This window comes from Streptomyces sp. NPDC107546 (genome assembly GCF_055639175.1).
Window position 1 is genome coordinate 62540 of sequence record NZ_JBVKBA010000014.1, and the last position, 15198, is coordinate 77737.

General features: G+C 72.0%; 16 protein-coding genes and 2 pseudogenes. 10 read left to right on the forward strand and 8 right to left on the reverse strand.

Going from position 1 to position 15198, the window contains the following annotated elements; genetic code table 11:
* Positions 1-91: 91 nt before the first annotated feature.
* Complete coding sequence (locus tag ACZ7L1_RS21510; RefSeq protein WP_471439286.1) at positions 92-1018, forward strand: NADP-dependent oxidoreductase; 927 nt, start codon at positions 92-94, stop codon at positions 1016-1018.
* On the forward strand, positions 1015-1725 hold the full coding sequence (locus ACZ7L1_RS21515; protein ID WP_471439288.1) for a GNAT family N-acetyltransferase: 711 nt from the start codon (positions 1015-1017) through the stop codon (positions 1723-1725). The genes ACZ7L1_RS21510 and ACZ7L1_RS21515 overlap by 4 nt, the downstream gene beginning before the upstream one ends.
* 52 nt (positions 1726-1777) lie before the next feature.
* Here the strand turns inward: ACZ7L1_RS21515 and ACZ7L1_RS21520 are convergent, their stop codons facing one another.
* Positions 1778-2197, reverse strand: a complete 420-nt coding sequence (locus ACZ7L1_RS21520) for a MarR family winged helix-turn-helix transcriptional regulator (RefSeq protein WP_471439467.1) — start codon at positions 2195-2197, stop codon at positions 1778-1780.
* A 329-nt stretch (positions 2198-2526) separates the two neighbouring features.
* Here ACZ7L1_RS21520 and ACZ7L1_RS21525 point away from each other — a divergent pair, with 329 nt between their 5' ends.
* Entirely contained in the window at positions 2527-3303 is a 777-nt protein-coding gene (locus ACZ7L1_RS21525) for a putative protein N(5)-glutamine methyltransferase (RefSeq protein WP_471439289.1), read from the forward strand.
* Here ACZ7L1_RS21525 and ACZ7L1_RS21530 read toward each other — a convergent pair.
* The gene (locus tag ACZ7L1_RS21530) at positions 3300-4121 is read right to left on the reverse strand and encodes an alpha/beta fold hydrolase (protein ID WP_471439468.1); all 822 of its coding nucleotides are present in this window, start codon (positions 4119-4121) and stop codon (positions 3300-3302) included. The genes ACZ7L1_RS21525 and ACZ7L1_RS21530 overlap by 4 nt on opposite strands.
* A gap of 112 nt (positions 4122-4233) precedes the next feature.
* Here ACZ7L1_RS21530 and ACZ7L1_RS21535 point away from each other — a divergent pair, with 112 nt between their 5' ends.
* The 3 genes from ACZ7L1_RS21535 to ACZ7L1_RS21545 all read left to right on the forward strand — a co-directional run bounded on the left by ACZ7L1_RS21535 (position 4234) and on the right by ACZ7L1_RS21545 (position 7376).
* Entirely contained in the window at positions 4234-4656 is a 423-nt protein-coding gene (locus tag ACZ7L1_RS21535; protein WP_471439469.1) for a MarR family winged helix-turn-helix transcriptional regulator, read from the forward strand.
* A 130-nt stretch (positions 4657-4786) separates the two neighbouring features.
* The gene (locus ACZ7L1_RS21540) at positions 4787-6802 is read left to right on the forward strand and encodes an FAD-dependent oxidoreductase (protein WP_471439291.1); all 2016 of its coding nucleotides are present in this window, start codon (positions 4787-4789) and stop codon (positions 6800-6802) included.
* 28 nt (positions 6803-6830) lie between these two features.
* Positions 6831-7376 (forward strand): PadR family transcriptional regulator, encoded by a 546-nt coding sequence (locus tag ACZ7L1_RS21545; protein ID WP_471439292.1) that lies wholly within the window; start codon positions 6831-6833, stop codon positions 7374-7376.
* 245 nt (positions 7377-7621) lie between these two features.
* Here ACZ7L1_RS21545 and ACZ7L1_RS21550 read toward each other — a convergent pair whose 3' ends face one another.
* The 3 genes from ACZ7L1_RS21550 to dhaK all read right to left on the reverse strand — a co-directional run bounded on the left by ACZ7L1_RS21550 (position 7622) and on the right by dhaK (position 9694).
* The gene (locus ACZ7L1_RS21550; RefSeq protein WP_471439471.1) at positions 7622-8017 is read right to left on the reverse strand and encodes a PTS-dependent dihydroxyacetone kinase phosphotransferase subunit DhaM; all 396 of its coding nucleotides are present in this window, start codon (positions 8015-8017) and stop codon (positions 7622-7624) included.
* Between the two features lie 13 nt (positions 8018-8030).
* Positions 8031-8630 (reverse strand): dihydroxyacetone kinase subunit DhaL, encoded by a 600-nt coding sequence (gene dhaL, locus ACZ7L1_RS21555; RefSeq protein WP_471439293.1) that lies wholly within the window; start codon positions 8628-8630, stop codon positions 8031-8033.
* 71 nt (positions 8631-8701) lie between these two features.
* Positions 8702-9694, reverse strand: a complete 993-nt coding sequence (gene dhaK / locus ACZ7L1_RS21560) for a dihydroxyacetone kinase subunit DhaK (protein WP_471439472.1) — start codon at positions 9692-9694, stop codon at positions 8702-8704.
* Positions 9695-10049: 355 nt separating this feature from the next.
* Between dhaK and ACZ7L1_RS21565 the strand changes: the two genes are divergently transcribed.
* Positions 10050-11690 carry an APC family permease gene (locus ACZ7L1_RS21565; RefSeq protein ID WP_471439294.1) on the forward strand — a complete coding sequence of 547 codons (1641 nt, stop codon included), beginning with the start codon at positions 10050-10052 and terminating at the stop codon, positions 11688-11690.
* Positions 11691-11945: 255 nt separating this feature from the next.
* Here the strand turns inward: ACZ7L1_RS21565 and ACZ7L1_RS21570 are convergent.
* Positions 11946-12047 (reverse strand): annotated as a pseudogene (locus tag ACZ7L1_RS21570) (hypothetical protein); the annotation flags it as partial.
* Between the two features lie 29 nt (positions 12048-12076).
* Here ACZ7L1_RS21570 and ACZ7L1_RS21575 point away from each other — a divergent pair.
* Both ACZ7L1_RS21575 and ACZ7L1_RS21580 read left to right on the forward strand, forming a co-directional pair.
* Positions 12077-12241 (forward strand): annotated as a pseudogene (locus ACZ7L1_RS21575) (alginate lyase family protein); the annotation flags it as partial.
* Between the two features lie 139 nt (positions 12242-12380).
* Positions 12381-13736, forward strand: a complete 1356-nt coding sequence (locus ACZ7L1_RS21580; RefSeq protein ID WP_471439296.1) for an NAD(P)/FAD-dependent oxidoreductase — start codon at positions 12381-12383, stop codon at positions 13734-13736.
* Between the two features lie 24 nt (positions 13737-13760).
* Here the strand turns inward: ACZ7L1_RS21580 and ACZ7L1_RS21585 are convergent, their stop codons facing one another.
* On the reverse strand, positions 13761-14111 hold the full coding sequence (locus ACZ7L1_RS21585) for a DUF8129 domain-containing protein (RefSeq protein WP_471439298.1): 351 nt from the start codon (positions 14109-14111) through the stop codon (positions 13761-13763).
* Between the two features lie 45 nt (positions 14112-14156).
* Complete coding sequence (locus ACZ7L1_RS21590; protein WP_471439299.1) at positions 14157-14561, reverse strand: ChaB family protein; 405 nt, start codon at positions 14559-14561, stop codon at positions 14157-14159.
* Between the two features lie 122 nt (positions 14562-14683).
* On the opposite strand from ACZ7L1_RS21590, the gene ACZ7L1_RS21595 reads away from it, so the two are divergent.
* Positions 14684-15070, forward strand: coding sequence for a four-helix bundle copper-binding protein (locus ACZ7L1_RS21595; RefSeq protein ID WP_471439300.1), 387 nt, complete (start codon positions 14684-14686; stop codon positions 15068-15070).
* Positions 15071-15198 lie beyond the last annotated feature (128 nt).

Genomic DNA, 15198 nt, shown 5'->3' on the forward strand with positions numbered 1-15198 from the left:
CGCCCCGTGATCTTCCTTGCGCTGTAGTGGCCGGAACCGGTGGCTCCAGCGACGGTTGGTCCGGGGACAGCGAAGGAGAGTGAGGCAGGACATGCCAAAGGCGTACGCATACGCCCGCCACGGCGGCCCCGAGACGGAGACGTTCATCGACACGGACCGGCCGAGCCCCGGCTCCGGACAGCTCCTCGTCGCGGTGCGCGCGGCGGGCGTCAACCCCGTCGACTGGAAGCTGCGCTCGGGCTTGAGGCGGCCCGGCGACAGCGGCACGCCCGAGTTCCCGGTGGTGTTCGGCAGTGAGGCCGCCGGCATCGTCGAGGAGATCGGGGAGGGCGTGACCGGTTTCGCCGTCGGGGACGCGGTCTTCGGCAACACCGTGGCCGGCGGGTACGCCGAATACGCGCTGCTGACTGCGACGGTGACCGCGCACGTGCCGGGCGGCCTGTCCCTCACGGACGCGGCGGTCCTGCCGGTCGCCGCGGCCACCGCCTACGACGGCATCCGGCAGCTCGGGCTGCCCGCCGGTGCGACCCTGCTGGTCACCGGCGCCGGCGGGGGAGTCGGTGTCGCGGCCGTGCAGATCGCCCGCGCCTTCGGCCTGCGCGTCGTCGGCACGGCGAGCGAGGGCAAGAAGGACTTCGTCGAGCGGCTCGGCGCCGTCCACGTCCCCTCGGGCACGGATCTCGCCGCGCGGGTGCGGGCGGCCGCACCGGACGGCGTCGACGGCGTCTACGACCTGGTCGGCGGCGACGTGCTGGAGGAGATGGCGACCCTGCTGACCGACCGTTCCAAGCTGATCACCGCAGGGGCGGCCCCGCAGGACGTCGAGCGGCTGGGCGGCGCCCGGGTGGAGCGCGCCCGCACCGCCGCGGTGCTCGACGAGGTGGCACGGCTGGTGGTGGCCGGCGACCTCGACCCGTATGTCACACGGACCTTCCCGCTCGAACAGGCCGGGGAGGCCCTGCGCCTGGTGGAGGACGGGCACGCCCGCGGCAAGGTCGTGATCGAGGTCGCAGCATGAGCGACCACGTGCTCGACAACCCGGCGCTCGCCTCGCTGACCGGCCCGCACGCCCACTTCGCGGAGCGCCGGGGCCGCATCCTGCGCTACCCCGTGGACGTTTCGCCTTGGGTGGGTCTGCCGGACGATCCGGACGCCGACGACTGGGCCGACCTCGCGGCGCTGGCGGGTCCCGGCGCCGAGGCCCCGCTCCCCGGCTTCCGCGGGGAGGTCCCGGACGGCTGGGAGATCACCTTCGCGCTCGACGGCGTGCAGCTCGTCGACGACGGGATCGCCGCCGTGCCCGACCCGGAGGCCGTACGGCTCACCGCGGCCGACGTGCCCGAGATGCTGGACCTGGTGGCGCGCACGCGGCCCGGCCCGTTCCTGCCCCGCACCGTCGAACTGGGCACTTACCTGGGCATCCGCCGCGGCGGAGCTCTCGTCGCCATGGCGGGCGAACGGCTGCACCCGCCCGGCTGGACCGAGATCAGCGCCGTGTGCACCGATCCGGCGTTCCGTGGGCAGGGCCTGGCCGGCCGACTGGTCCTGGCGGTCGCGCACGGCATCCGCGAGCGTGGCGAGACCCCGTTCCTGCACACCGGCGCGGGCAACACAGGCGCGATCCGCCTCTACGAGTCCCTGGGCTTCCGCCTGCGCCGCACGACGAGGTTCGTGTCGGCGCGGGTACCCGAGCGGCTGGGGGACGAGCAGGTGGTGGGGATCTGACGGCAGGGCCCACGGGGTGCGCCGCAGGCGGGCCCCTTCCCGTCGCTCGCCGTCAGCCGGCAGCCGGGGCGGGCGGCCCGACCGGTGTGGTGGCGGCCGCGGCGTTGTAGCGCAGCAGGTAGGCCGCGAAGCGTTCCAGATCCTGCTCCGGCCAGCCCGCGAGCCGCTCCCGGAACGCCTCCCGGCGGCTCTCGGTGACCTGGGCGAGGATCCGCGTGCCCGCCTGGGTCAGCTGCAGCACCTGGACCCGGTGGTCGTCCGGATCCTGCCGCCGCTCGATCAGCCCGGCCCGCTCCAGCGCGGCCACCTGCCGGCTCACCGTGGACTTGTCCAGGGCGTAGTGCGCGGCCAGGTCGGTCGCCCGGCAGCCGCCGCTCTCCTCCAGGTGCCCGAGCAGCGTGTACGAGACCAGGGACAGCTCCGGGTGCATACGGCCGGCCGAGGCCCGGGCGCGCCGGGCGAACACCGTCATCTCGCGCTGAATGGTCTCGACGGCGGCTTCCGCCGCGGACGCGGCGGTGGCGTGCTCTGTCTGCACGGGACCTCCCTCGTCACTCAGTTGTAGAATACAACTTGAGCCGGGCGCGAACGTCTCCGCGGTCGAAGGGGGCTTCCGGGAACGTCCCTCCTGCTAGGGTGTCCGTCCTGGCCGCGGACCGTCCCGGCCCCTGTGGCCGAGGAGGTGAGTCCCATTACCGCTGTGTCGGCTCGGGTGCTCTCCCACCTCAGGACGGCGCGGACCACCGCCGCCGGCTGACCGCGAGTGCGCCCTTCGGTCCACCGGAAGGCTTTCTCGGCTCCATGCCACCACTGTCACGTTCCCAGGTCGTCTCCGCGCTGCGTTCCGCCGGCTGTGTCTTCGCCGAGGACGAGGCGGAGTTGATCCTGTCCACCGCCCGCAGCCCCGACGAGGCCGCCCGTATGGTCGACCGGCGCGTCGCCGGGCTGCCCCTGGAACACGTCCTGGGCTGGGCCGAGTTCCACGGCCTGCGTATCGCGATCGAGCCGGGCGTCTTCGTGCCCCGCCGACGCACCGAGTTCCTCGTCGATCAGGCCCTCGCCGTCTCTCGCGGCGCCCGTCTCGTCGTGGACCTGTGCTGTGGCTCGGGCGCGGTCGGCGCGGCGCTGGCGACCGGGCTCGACCGGCCCGAACTCCACGCCGCCGACATCGACCCGGCCGCCGTGCGCTGCGCCCGCCGCAACGTCGCCGTGTACGGCGGCCGGGTCCACGAGGGCGACCTGTTCGCCGCACTCCCGGACGAACTGCGCGGCCGTGTCGACGTCCTGACCGCCAACGTGCCCTACGTCCCCACGGACGAGGTCGTGCTGCTGCCGCCGGAGGCCCGAGACCACGAGCCCCTGACCGCTCTGGACGGCGGCCGCGACGGCCTGGAGGTGCTGCGCCGGGTCACCGCCCAGGCATCCGCGTGGCTTGCACCCGGCGGCCGTCTGCTCGTCGAGACGAGCGAACGCCAAGTCCCCTCCGCGATCGAGGCGTTCACCCACGGCGGCCTCGACGTCCGGCTCGCCGTCTCGGAGGAGCTGTGCGCCAACGTGCTGATCGGCACCAGGCGCTAGTGCTCGAGCGGGCGCAGGAAGTCCCGGACGATCGCGTTGAAGGCATCGGGCCGCTCCATGTTGGGGTAGTGCCCGGTGCCCTCCACGACCGTGGCCCGGCCGTGCGCGACGATGCGGACCAGGCGCTCGGCCATGCCGATGTGATCGGGGGAGTCGATGCCGCCGTTGACGGCCAGCACGGGTACCTCGATCTTCGCGGCGCGGGCCCAGGTGTCGGTGACGCGGACCGAGTGGTCCGGCTCGTCGCCGGTGTGCTTGGTGATCGTCGCCCGGGCCATCTCCCGTACCCGCCGGTCGACTCCGGGGGCGACGTCCTCGGCCGTGCGCTGCGGGCCGTGGACGAACCGTGCGAAGGCGTCCACGAAGGCGTCGATGTCACCGGCGCCGAGCGCATGCCAGTACGCGGAGATGGCCGCCTGCGTCCACGGGTCCTGGAAGTCGGGCTCACTCGTGCCGACGCCGCTGACGACCAGGGCACGGACGAGATCCGGGTGCTCCAGAGCGGTGTCCACGGCGATCCCTCCGCCCATCGACAGCCCGACCAGGGTCGCGGGGCCGGTGCCGAGGTGGCGCAGCAGCGTGGCGAGGTCGTCGGTGTGGCGGAACGGCCGGGTCGCGTTCGAGGACGCCCCGTGGCCGCGCGCGTCCAGGGCGATCACCCGGTGGGTCCGCGCGAATACCGCGATCTGGTCTCCCCACATCCGGTGGTCGAGGAAGCCACCGTGCAGCAGCACCAGTGGTGCCCCCGCCCCCGCGTCGCGGTACGCCAGTCGGCCGTCACCGGTCTCGAATGTCTTCAGTGTCTCCACGGTCTCCATCATGACAACCAAGGTGTCAATTTCCCGCGAGATTGACAACTCAGGTGTCATAATTCCCGGCGTGACCGATCAGAACGCGCCACTCGCCCCGGATGCCCTCGCCCCCCGTCTCATGGAGGTCTTCGCCCTGGTGGGCCCGCTGTACCGGCGGGTGCAGCGCAAGGTCGAACAGGTCGAAGCGATCGAGGGCGTCTCCGTCGGCGTACGCGCCGTGCTCGCCCTCCTCTGCGACAACGGACCCATGACCGTCCCGCAGATGGGGCGCGCGCAAGCGCTCAGCAGGCAGTTCGTGCAGCGCATGGTCAACGAGGCGGCGGCGCGTGGGCTGGTCGAGAGCATCCCGAACCCTGCCCACAAGCGCTCCTCGCTGTTCCGGCTCACCGACGAGGGGCAGGCGGTGATCGACGCCGTCACCGCCCGCGAGCACACCCTGCTGCGGCAGGTGCGCGGCGACCTGACCGAGGCCGATCTGCAGGCGTGTCTGCGTGTGCTGACCCGGATGCTCGACCTCTTCGACGACGTGGACGTGGACTGAGGCCTGACCGCGGGCTGACCGAGGGCTGCCACGCTGCCAGTCGAACCGCCTTCGGGTTTGTGCAACTAGTTGCATAAACTCGTCGCCGTCGTCTACAACAGACACACGACACGCCGCACGGAGGGCCGCCATGAGCCGCTACCCGCACCTGCTGACCCCGCTCGACCTCGGCTTCACCACGCTGCCCAACCGCGTGCTCATGGGCTCGATGCACGTGGGCCTGGAGGAGGCCGAGCGCGGCTTCGAGCGCATGGCCGCGTTCTACGCGGAGCGGGCGCGCGGGGGAGTGGGGCTCATCGTCACCGGCGGTATCGCCCCCAACGAGGCCGGACGCCCGTACGCGGGCGGCGCCAAGCTCACCACCGAGGCGGAGGCCGGACAGCACCGCGTCATCACCGACGCCGTGCACCGCGAGGGCGGGCGGATCGCGATGCAGATCCTCCACTTCGGCCGCTACGCCTACCACCAAGACCTCGTCGCGCCCAGTGCACTCCAGGCGCCGATCAGCCCGTTCGTCCCGCACGCGCTCACCGACGCCGAGGTCGAGCAGACCATCGACGACTACGCGCGCGCCGCCCGCCTGGCGCGGCAGGCCGGGTACGACGGCGTCGAGATCATGGGTTCCGAGGGCTACCTCGTCAACGAGTTCATCACGGCAGGCACCAACCGGCGCACCGACCGCTGGGGCGGCTCCTACGAGAACCGGATGCGCTTCCCGGTCGAGATCGTGCGCCGCGTCCGCGAGGCGGTCGGCGAGGACTTCATCGTCATCTACCGGCTTTCCATGCTGGACCTCGTCCCCGGCGGCTCGTCCCTGGAGGAGGTCGTCACCCTCGCCAAGGCGGTCGAGGCCGCCGGAGCCACGATCATCAACACCGGCATCGGATGGCACGAGGCCCGCATCCCCACCATCGCCACCTCCGTGCCGCGCGGCGCGTACGCGTGGGTGACCAAGAAGGTCATGGGCGCCGTCTCGGTGCCGCTGGTGACGACCAACCGCATCAACACCCCCGAGCTGGCCGAGCAGTTGATCGCCGAGGGCTACGCCGACATGGTGTCCCTGGCCCGTCCGATGCTCGCCGACCCCGACTTCGTCGCCAAGGCGGTGGCCGGGCGGCCCGAGACCATCAACACCTGTATCGGCTGCAACCAGGCCTGCCTCGACCACACCTTCAGCGGGCAGATCACCTCCTGCCTGGTCAACCCGCGCGCCTGCCACGAGACCGAACTCGTCCTCGCCCCGACCCGGCTGCGCAAGCGCGTCGCCGTCGTCGGCGCCGGTCCCGCCGGGCTGGCCTGTGCCGTCTCCGCCGCCGAGCGCGGACACGACGTCACGCTCTACGAGGCGGCGGGCGAGATCGGCGGCCAGCTCAACGTGGCCCGCAAGGTGCCGGGCAAGCAGGAGTTCGACGAGACCCTGCGCTACTTCCGCACCCAGCTCGACCTGCGCGGCGTGGACGTCCGGCTGAACACCCCGGTCGCCGCCGGTGACCTGTCCGGATACGACGAGATCGTCGTGGCGACCGGCGTCACCCCCCGTACCCCCGACATCCCCGGCGTCGACCACCCCCGCGTCCTCGGATACCTCGACGTGCTGCGGGACGGTGCGCCCGTCGGTGACCGCGTGGCGATCCTCGGCGCGGGCGGCATCGGGTTCGACGTCGCCGAGTACCTCACCGACGGCGGCGACAAGGCGAGCGAGGACCCGGCGACGTACTTCCGCCACTGGGGCGTCGACATGGACTACCGCGCCCCCGGCGGCCTCGCCGTCCCCGAGCGGCCCGCCCCGCCGCGCACCGTCCACCTCCTCCAGCGCAAGACCTCCAAGGTCGGCGCCGGACTCGGCAAGACCACCGGCTGGATCCACCGCACCGAGCTGAGGCACCGGGGCGTGACCATGGTGCCGGGCGTCGGCTACGACCGGATCGACGACGCCGGGCTGCACATCACCGTGGACGGGGAGAGTCGCGTCCTGGAGGTCGACACGATCGTCCTGTGCACCGGGCAGGAGCCGCGCCGCGGCCTGTACGAGGAGCTTCTCGCCGCAGGCCGCACCCCGCACCTCATCGGCGGTGCCGACGTGGCGGCCGAGCTGGATGCCAAGCGTGCGATCAAGCAGGGCACGGAGCTGGCCGCGGCACTGTAGGAGCCGGAGCCGTCCCTAGGATGAGGCCATGTCCCTCCCGCACGCGATCCTGACCGCCCTGCTGGAGAAGCCGTCGTCGGGGCTCGAACTGACCCGTCGGTTCGACCGGTCGATCGGCTACTTCTGGTCGGCCACCCATCAGCAGATCTACCGGGAGCTGGGACGCCTCGAGAGCGACGGCCTGATCCGCGCTCTGCCCGCCGAACAGCCGGCCCGCGGGCAGAAGAAGTCGTACGAGGTCCTGCCGGCCGGCCGCGCCGAACTCGCCCGCTGGACGGCCGCCGCCCAGGACCCCAAGCCCCACCGGGACGTGCTGCTGCTGCGGCTGCGCGCCGCCGCCGTCGTCGGCACCGAGGGGATGGAGGCGGACCTGCGCCGCCATCTCGACCTGCACCGGCGCCAGTTGGCCGAGTACCGGGAGATCGAGGAACGCGACTTCGGGCCCGGCCGTGACTCGGTGCGGGACCGCCTCCAGCACCTCGTGCTGCGGGCGGGCGTCGACCTGGAGACCTTCTGGATCCAGTGGCTCACCCATGCCCTGGAGGAGTTCCGGGAGCTGCCCGCACCCGAATAGCGGATCCGCCCGCACCCGGACAGCCCAACCGGGTCCCGCGGGCGGGGCGGCGTTGGCAGGGGTGCGCCCGGGCTACGTATGCTGGTGCCCTACGCGGCGTGAACTCGCTTGCCTTCGAGGGCAGTTCGTGCCGACGGCGCGGTCCGCTGTCGTCGCTGATCCCGCGCCGGCGAACGCGGCCGAGGGCCGGGGCCCCGTTCCACCCCGCCCCTCGGCCGCACCATCCCGACGATTCGGGCGCCCCGTCACTCCTTCCGGTAGGAGTACGCCTCCCTGGCCGCCGCCTCCACCGCCGCCAGGTCCGCGCCCGTCGACGCCGTGACCATGGCGGCGACCGCGCCCTCGACGAAGGGGGCGTCGACGGCCCGGGTGTTCGGCGGCAGCTCGTCGCCCTCCGCGAGCAGCGCCTTCACGGTGAGGACCGCGCTGCCCAGGTCCATGAGCACGGCGACTCCCGCGCCCCGGTCGACGGAGGCCGCCGCGGCGGACACCAGCTCGGAGCTCGTTCCGAACCCGCCGTCCGCCGTGCCGCCCGCAGCGGCGATGGGCGCGTTGGCCCCGCCGCCCGACAGCGCCTTCGCCAGCGTCGCCACCGACTCGGCGACCGCCGGGCTGTGCGAGACGAGGACGATCCCGACCATTTTCTCCGTGCTCTCACTCACCTGAGGCCTCCACGAGCGCGGCGATCAGCAGGGCGGAGGAGGTGGCGCCGGGATCCTGATGCCCGATGCTGCGTTGACCCAGATAGCTCGCCCGGCCCTTGCGGGCCTGCAACGGGGTCGTCGCGACGGCACCCTCCTCGGCGGCGGCGGCCGCCGCCCGGAAGGAGGTGGCGAGCGCGTCCACCGCGGGCACCAGGGCGTCGACCATGGTCTTGTCGCCGGGCGCGGCCCCGCCGAGCGTCATCACCGCGTCCACGCCCGCCCGTACGGCGTCCGTCAGCTGTTGCTCGGACACCTCGGTGGCGTCCCCGAGGGCCTTGCCGGTGCGGCGCAGCAGCGTCCCGTACAGCGGGCCGGAGGCACCGCCGACCGTCGAGATCAGCTGACGGCCCGCGAGCTGGAGAATCGCACCGGGCGTGTCCGGCGCCTCCTTCTCCAGCGTGGCCGTGACCGCGCGGAAGCCGCGCTGCAGGTTGCTGCCGTGGTCGGCGTCGCCGATCGGCGAGTCGAGCGCGGTCAGCCGCTCGGCCTCGCGGTCGACGGACGCGGCGGCCGCCGTCATCCAACGGCGGAAGAAGTCGGCGTCGAGCACTGCATCTCCTTGCGTGATACGAACGGTGACCTCACTCGTCCGACCCACGACCTGCCCGGCGGACAGGTCGCTCATCGGCCCCAGCGCAGCGCCGGCGTGCTCACCGGCGCGTCCCACAGCCGCAGCAGCTCCTCGTCGACCTGGCACAGGGTGACCGACGCGCCCGCCATGTCGAGGGAGGTCACATAGTTGCCGACCAGCGTGCGGGCCACCGCCACGCCACGCTCGGACAGCACCCGCTGCACCTCCGCGTTGTAGCCGTACAGCTCCAGCAGCGGGGTGGCGCCCATGCCGTTGACCAGGACCAGCACCGGGTTGCGCGGCTGAAGGTCGTCCAGGACGGCGTTCACCGAGAAGTCGGCGATCTCCCGTGCGGTCATCATCGGGCGCCGCTCACGGCCCGGCTCGCCGTGGATGCCGATGCCCAACTCCAGCTCGCCGGGCGGCAGGTCGAAAGTGGGGGTGCCCTTGGCGGGCGTGGTGCAGGCGCTGAGGGCGACACCGAAGCTGCGGGAGTTCTCGTTGACCTGCCGGGCGATGGCCTGGACCCGCTCCAGCGGCTGCCCCTCGTCGGCCGCCGCCCCCGCGATCTTCTCCACGAACAAGGTGGCGCCGGTGCCGCGCCGGCCCGCCGTGTAGAGGCTGTCGGTGACGGCGACGTCATCGTTCACCAGAACCTTCGCGACCTGGATGCCCTCGTCCTCGGCGAGTTCGGCCGCCATGTCGAAGTTCAGCACGTCGCCGGTGTAGTTCTTCACGATGAACAACACGCCGGCGCCGCTGTCCACGGCGGCCGCCGCACGTACCATCTGGTCGGGAACCGGCGAGGTGAACACCTCGCCGGGGCAGGCGGCCGACAGCATGCCGGGGCCCACGAAGCCGCCGTGCAGCGGCTCGTGGCCCGAACCGCCGCCGGAGACGAGCGCGACCTTTCCGGCGACCGGGGCGTCACGCCGTACGATCACCCGGTTCTCCACATCGACGGTCAGCTCGGGGTGCGCGGCCGCCATGCCCCGCAGCGCGTCGGCGACCACCGTATCCGGGACATTGATCAACATCTTCATGGGAGCCTCCTGCGTCCACTCGCTGTCGGCAGTATCGATGTTCGGGAGGCGGTGGTCACGTGTGCGGACGTTCTTCAGCGCGTCCGGCCTGCGCGGGCCGCTCGGCATGGACATGACTGCTTTCGTGGGTCGAATACCTCGAGAAGTGTGACCTGTCTTACCTTCTTCTCGCATTCCCGGACTGAATACGGACATTCCGGAACCCTGGCTGACCTGCGCAAAGTGCGAGTAAAAGAAATCCCCCTAGAAGAGTCAAATTTCAGGTGACGGCCTTCTGTCGAACGGGTCTCCGTTCCTACCCTGAGCCGCCAATTGCGCGTTAATTCCCTGCTCAGATAGTGAGAGGCCCCTTGACATGGTGAACCTTGACCATGCAGCCCCCGATGCCACCCGCGACCGGACCGGTCTGCGGCGTGACGTCGGTCTGATCGGACTGATGTGGGCCTCGGTGGGGTCCATCATCGGCTCCGGCTGGCTCTACGGCGCCAAGAACGCCGTCATGACAGCCGGCCCTGCGGCGACCATCTCGTGGGTGATCGGCGCGGTCGCCATCGTCCTTCTCGCCCTCGTGCACGCCGAGCTCGGCGGCATGTTCCCGGTGGCGGGCGGCACGGCACGCTATCCGCACTACGCCTTCGGTGGCCTGGCCGGCATGTCCTTCGGCTGGTTCTCCTGGCTGCAGGCGGCGACCGTGGCCCCCATCGAGGTCGAGGCCATGATCGGCTACCTCGGGCACTGGCACTTCGCGCAGGGCTTCCAGCACGCCTCCGACGGCACTCTGACGGCCAGCGGTCTCGTCGTCGCCGTCTTCCTGATGGCCGTCTTCGTCGCCGTCAACTTCCTCGGCGTCAAGGTCCTCGCGCACACCAACAGCGCCGCCACCTGGTGGAAGATCGCCGTGCCGCTGGCCGCGATCTTCATCGTCGCGGTGGGCAACTTCCACCCGGGCAACTTCACCTCGGAGGGCTTCGCCCCGATGGGCGCCAAGGGTGTGCTGGGCGCCATCAGCACCAGCGGCATCATCTTCGCCCTGCTGGGCTTCGAGCAGGCGATCCAGCTCGCCGGTGAGAGCCGCGACCCCAAGCGCGACCTGCCGCGCGCGACCCTCGGCTCCGTCGCGATCGGCGCGATCATCTACGTCCTGCTCCAGGTCGTGTTCATCGCCGCGCTGCCGCACAGCAGCTTCGCGCACGGCTGGGCCAAGCTCGCCTTCAAGGGCATCGAGGGCCCGTGGGCGGGCCTTGCCACGCTGGTCGGCCTCGGCTGGCTGGCCGTCGTGCTGTACATCGACGCGGTGATCTCCCCCGGCGGCACCGGCCTCATCTACACCACCGCCACCTCCCGCGTCTCCTTCGGTCTGTCCAAGAACGGCTACGCGCCGAAGCTCTTCGAGAAGGTCGACGCCCGCGGCGTGCCGTGGTTCGGCCTGATCCTCTCCTTCGTCACCGGCGTGATCTGCTTCCTGCCCTTCCCGAGCTGGCAGAAGCTGGTCGGTTTCATCACCTCGGCGAGCGTCCTGATGTATGCGGGCGCCCCGCTCGCCTACGGCGTCTTCACCGACAAGCTGCCGGACCGCGAGCGCCCCTACCGCCTGCCCGCCGGCAAGGTGATCGCTCCGCTGTCCTTCGTGGTGGCCAACCTGATCATCTTCTGGTCCGGCTGGGACATCCTCTGGCGGCTCGGCGTGGCGATCGTCCTCGGCTACGCGCTGCTCGGCGGCTACGCCCTCTACGCCAACAACAAGGGTCTGCCGGACGCGCCCCGGATGGACTTCAAGGCCGCCCAGTGGCTGCCGGTCTACCTGCTGGGCATGGGCCTGATCTCCTGGCAGGGCACCTTCGGCGGCCAGGGCAACCTCCCGCTGTGGTGGGACATCCTGGTCATCGCCGTCTTCTCCCTGGGCATCTACTTCTGGGCCCGCGCCGTCGCCCCGCGCCCGGAGGAGATCCAGCGCAGCATCGACGAGGTCGTGGTCGTGGACGTGCCCACGCACTGACCCCTCGGGTCTGCGTGCAGCGAGGCGGGTGTCGTACTGGATCGTCTTTCCAGTACGACACCCGCCTCTTCTTTCCCCGGGGCGCCCGAGTCGCCGTCCGTGTGGCGGCGGCCTCACCCGTGATGATGCGTCAGCTCCGCTCCGCCCAGCACCGTCACCCGGGGCGTGCAGGTGCGGGCCTCCCTGCCGCAGCCGGGGCCAGCCGTCCGCGTCCCAGGTCACTGCCTGGATCGCCGTCTCGCGGCCGAGGGTGCACCGGGGCCCGTCCGGGGTCCGCAGCGGACGGGCCGCCAGATGGCTCATGACCCAGTCCCCGTCCGGTGTCTCGACCAGCTCCGCGTGCCCCGCCTGCTGCAACGGCAGCGAGGGATCGTCCCGGCTCGTCAGCGATGCTCCACTCCCACTACAACCGGCGCCTGTACCTCGACGACAAGTACGTCTCGGCGATGTACTACGACCTCGTCGCCCCCGAGGGCGGCGGCGGTGACTACGGCTCCACCAGCGGCGGGTACGACCAGCTCGGCTTCGGCACGCTGACGTACGCCAAGTAGCACACCGCAGGGCCGCGCGGGCCCGTCGGCGTCAGCTGGGCCGACCGGCCCGCGCGGAAACAGGGCGGCTGGGGGTGCGGATGCGGGCCCTGTTCCCTAGCGTGGCAGGGGTCGAAGTCTCCCGCTGGAGGGATCTGTCATGGCCGTGCCCCGGATCGTGATCGTCGGCGGCGGGTTCGCCGGCATGGAGACCGCGCGGCGACTCGAGCGGATTCTGGGACCCGCCGAGGCGCGCCTCAGGCTCGTCGCGCCCTACAGCCACCAGTTGTATCTGCCCCTGCTGCCACACGTCGCGTCGGGAATCCTCACCCCGCAGTCGGTCGCGGTCCCGCTGCGCCGACTGCTGCACCGTACGCTGCTCGTGCCCGGCCAGGCGGTCGGCGTCGATCCCTCCGCCAAGGCCGTGGTCGTGCGCAAGATCAACGGCGAGACGACCGTCGAGCACTACGACTACCTGGTGCTGACGCCCGGCAGCGTCACCCGCCAGTTCAACATCCCCGGGGTGGACCGGCACGCGGTGGGCATGAAGACGTTGGCGGAGGCGGCCTGGGTACGCGACCACGTCATCTCCCAGCTCGACCTCGCTGCGGCCAGTTCCGACCCGGTCGAGCGCGAGACCCGGCTGCAGTTCGTGGTCGTCGGCGGCGGCTATGCCGGCACCGAGACCGCCGCCTACCTGCACCGCCTCACCACCGCCGCGGTGAGGCGTTATCCGGGCCTGGACCCGTCCCTGGTGAAGTGGCACCTCGTCGACATCGCGCCCAGGCTCATGCCGGAACTCGGCGACCGGCTCGGCGCGAAGGCGCTCGCCATCCTGGAGCGGCGCGGCCTGCACGTCTCACTCGGCGTCTCGGTCGCCGAGGCCACCGCGGACACCGTCACCCTCACAGACGGCCGCAAGCTGCGCTGCCACACCCTGATCTGGACCGCAGGGGTAGCACCCAGCCCGCTGATCGCCACGCTGGATGCCGAGACCGACCGCGGCCGGCTGGTCGTCCGCGACGACCTGGCCGTACCCGGCCTGGACGGGGTGTTCGCCCTCGGTGACGCCGCGGCGGTGCCCGACCTCGCCAAGGGCCCCGACGCCATCTGCCCGCCGACCGCCCAGCACGCCATGCGCCAGGGCTGGAGGGCCGCGAAGAACGTCGCCGCGGCGCTGCGCGGCGCGCCGCTGACCCCCTACCGCCACCGGGACCTCGGGCTCGTCGTCGACCTCGGCGGCGTCCAAGCCGTGTCCAAGCCGCTCGGCGTGGAACTGACCGGCCTGCCCGCGCAGGTCGTGGCGCGCGGCTACCACGTGGGCGCCCTGCGCACGGTCCCGGCCCGCCTGCGCACCCTGACGAACTGGACGCTGAACGCGATGGCGGGCTACGACTTCGTCCGCACCGGCTTCCAGGCCGGGCGCCCGGCCACGCTCAAGGACTTCGAGCGGACCGACGCCTATCTCTCGCCCGACCTGATCGCCTCGCACACGGCACCGAAGGCGGTCGACTGACGCGGGGTGAGCCGCCCGCGTGGGTCAGGTGCGGTCGCCCTTCGGCTTGCCCCGCTGATCGGGGGTCCCGTGCGGCGGCGGACTCATGGGCTCCGGCGAGGTCGCCGGGGACACGGGCGAGCCGCCACTGCTCCGGCTCGCCTCGGGACGCAAGCCGGCGGTGTCGCCGGACGTCGGCTCGGCGCCCGCGCGCAACTGCTCCAGCCGGGCCGTGAGCAGCTCGGTCACCGGGACACGGGCCGCGTGCTCACGCTCGTACGCGAGCAGCTGCTCCACCTCGTCCGCGTTCAGAGCGCGGATACGGCTCTCCAGGCTGCCGAGCGGCAGCTCGTCGTAGTCGGGCAGCGGCAGGGTGCCGCGGCCGGGCTCAGCCATGGATCTTCACTTCCCTCCGTGCGGCGGCCTGACGCGGGACGCGGCTCACCGCGACCGTGCGGCCCGGGTACGCGAGCGGTTCTCCTTGCGGATCGCGCCCAGCAGCTCCGCCTTCGACATCCGGGACCGCCCGTCGATGCCCAGGCGCTGCGCGACGTGGTACAGGTGCTCCTTCGAGGCGTTCTCGTCGACGCCCTCGCCGCTGCGCCCGCCCTGCTGCCGGGGCCGCGCCGACCGGGGGTCCGAGGGGCCCTTGCGGCCGCCCTCCTTGCGCTCCCAGTGGTCGCCGACCTTCTCGAAGGTGTGCTTGAGCGCGCCGTACGCCACCCGGTGCGCCCGCTCGCCCTCGCCGTAACTCTCGACCGCCGAGTCGTGCGCCTTGATCCAGGTGCGCTGCGCGTCCTGGGAGGAGCGCTCCAGCGTCGACGGCAGTTCCTGTCGTGCGGGCACGGATCCACCTCCTCGTCTCGTCGCTCGCTGTGCCCCACGAGTGCCCTGGGGCCCGCCGGGGAAACGGGCGCAACCGCCGCGCACGCCGGTTTGACGGGGTCGCCACCGGCTACCCGCGCGGTGTGACAGCCACGACTTCGCACACGACTTCGCAGCAGGATCCCGTTCGGTTTCTGGAGGATCGCTTCGCGTGCGCACAGGCGTGCACGGAGTGCGCGCGGGCGTGCGCCTTGCGCGCGAGCCTCGCCGAACCGGGCGGCACCCAGGGCCAGGAACGTCTGCGGCGCAAGGGCATCATGTGCGCGGAGGTCTGCGACGCGACCTGCCGCGTGCTGTCCGCGTACGGCAGTCAGGACGAGGAGGACATCCGCGGCCAGGTGACCTGGTGCCGGGCGGTCTGCCTGGACACCGCGCACGTCTTCGACGCGGACCCGGGTGGCGAGGAGGCGGCGCGGGCCTGTCGCACTGCCGCCCGGGCCTGTTCCGACTTCCTTCAGACCCTGGGCTGACGGACCCGGCACCGGCTTGAGGCGTCGGCCACCCGTCGGGCATTCCCCTCCTCCCTCGGCATTCCCAATTTCTGGAACAGGTTCTACGGTGTGCGCCGTCAGGACCGGCCATGGGGAGCCTGGAGGCG

What these genes read in the sequence shown, in the direction of transcription:
- ACZ7L1_RS21510 (WP_471439286.1), top strand. Translation starts at nt 92, where the DNA reads ATGCCAAAGGCGTACGCATACGCCCGCCACGGCGGCCCCGAGACGGAG.
- ACZ7L1_RS21515 (WP_471439288.1), top strand. Translation starts at nt 1,015, where the DNA reads ATGAGCGACCACGTGCTCGACAACCCGGCGCTCGCCTCGCTGACCGGC.
- ACZ7L1_RS21520 (WP_471439467.1), bottom strand. Translation starts at nt 2,197, where the DNA reads ATGACGGTGTTCGCCCGGCGCGCCCGGGCCTCGGCCGGCCGTATGCAC.
- ACZ7L1_RS21525 (WP_471439289.1), top strand. Translation starts at nt 2,527, where the DNA reads ATGCCACCACTGTCACGTTCCCAGGTCGTCTCCGCGCTGCGTTCCGCC.
- ACZ7L1_RS21530 (WP_471439468.1), bottom strand. Translation starts at nt 4,121, where the DNA reads ATGGAGACCGTGGAGACACTGAAGACATTCGAGACCGGTGACGGCCGA.
- ACZ7L1_RS21535 (WP_471439469.1), top strand. Translation starts at nt 4,234, where the DNA reads ATGGAGGTCTTCGCCCTGGTGGGCCCGCTGTACCGGCGGGTGCAGCGC.
- ACZ7L1_RS21540 (WP_471439291.1), top strand. Translation starts at nt 4,787, where the DNA reads ATGAGCCGCTACCCGCACCTGCTGACCCCGCTCGACCTCGGCTTCACC.
- ACZ7L1_RS21545 (WP_471439292.1), top strand. Translation starts at nt 6,831, where the DNA reads ATGTCCCTCCCGCACGCGATCCTGACCGCCCTGCTGGAGAAGCCGTCG.
- ACZ7L1_RS21550 (WP_471439471.1), bottom strand. Translation starts at nt 8,017, where the DNA reads ATGGTCGGGATCGTCCTCGTCTCGCACAGCCCGGCGGTCGCCGAGTCG.
- dhaK (WP_471439472.1), bottom strand. Translation starts at nt 9,694, where the DNA reads ATGAAGATGTTGATCAATGTCCCGGATACGGTGGTCGCCGACGCGCTG.
- ACZ7L1_RS21565 (WP_471439294.1), top strand. Translation starts at nt 10,050, where the DNA reads ATGGTGAACCTTGACCATGCAGCCCCCGATGCCACCCGCGACCGGACC.
- ACZ7L1_RS21580 (WP_471439296.1), top strand. Translation starts at nt 12,381, where the DNA reads ATGGCCGTGCCCCGGATCGTGATCGTCGGCGGCGGGTTCGCCGGCATG.
- ACZ7L1_RS21585 (WP_471439298.1), bottom strand. Translation starts at nt 14,111, where the DNA reads ATGGCTGAGCCCGGCCGCGGCACCCTGCCGCTGCCCGACTACGACGAG.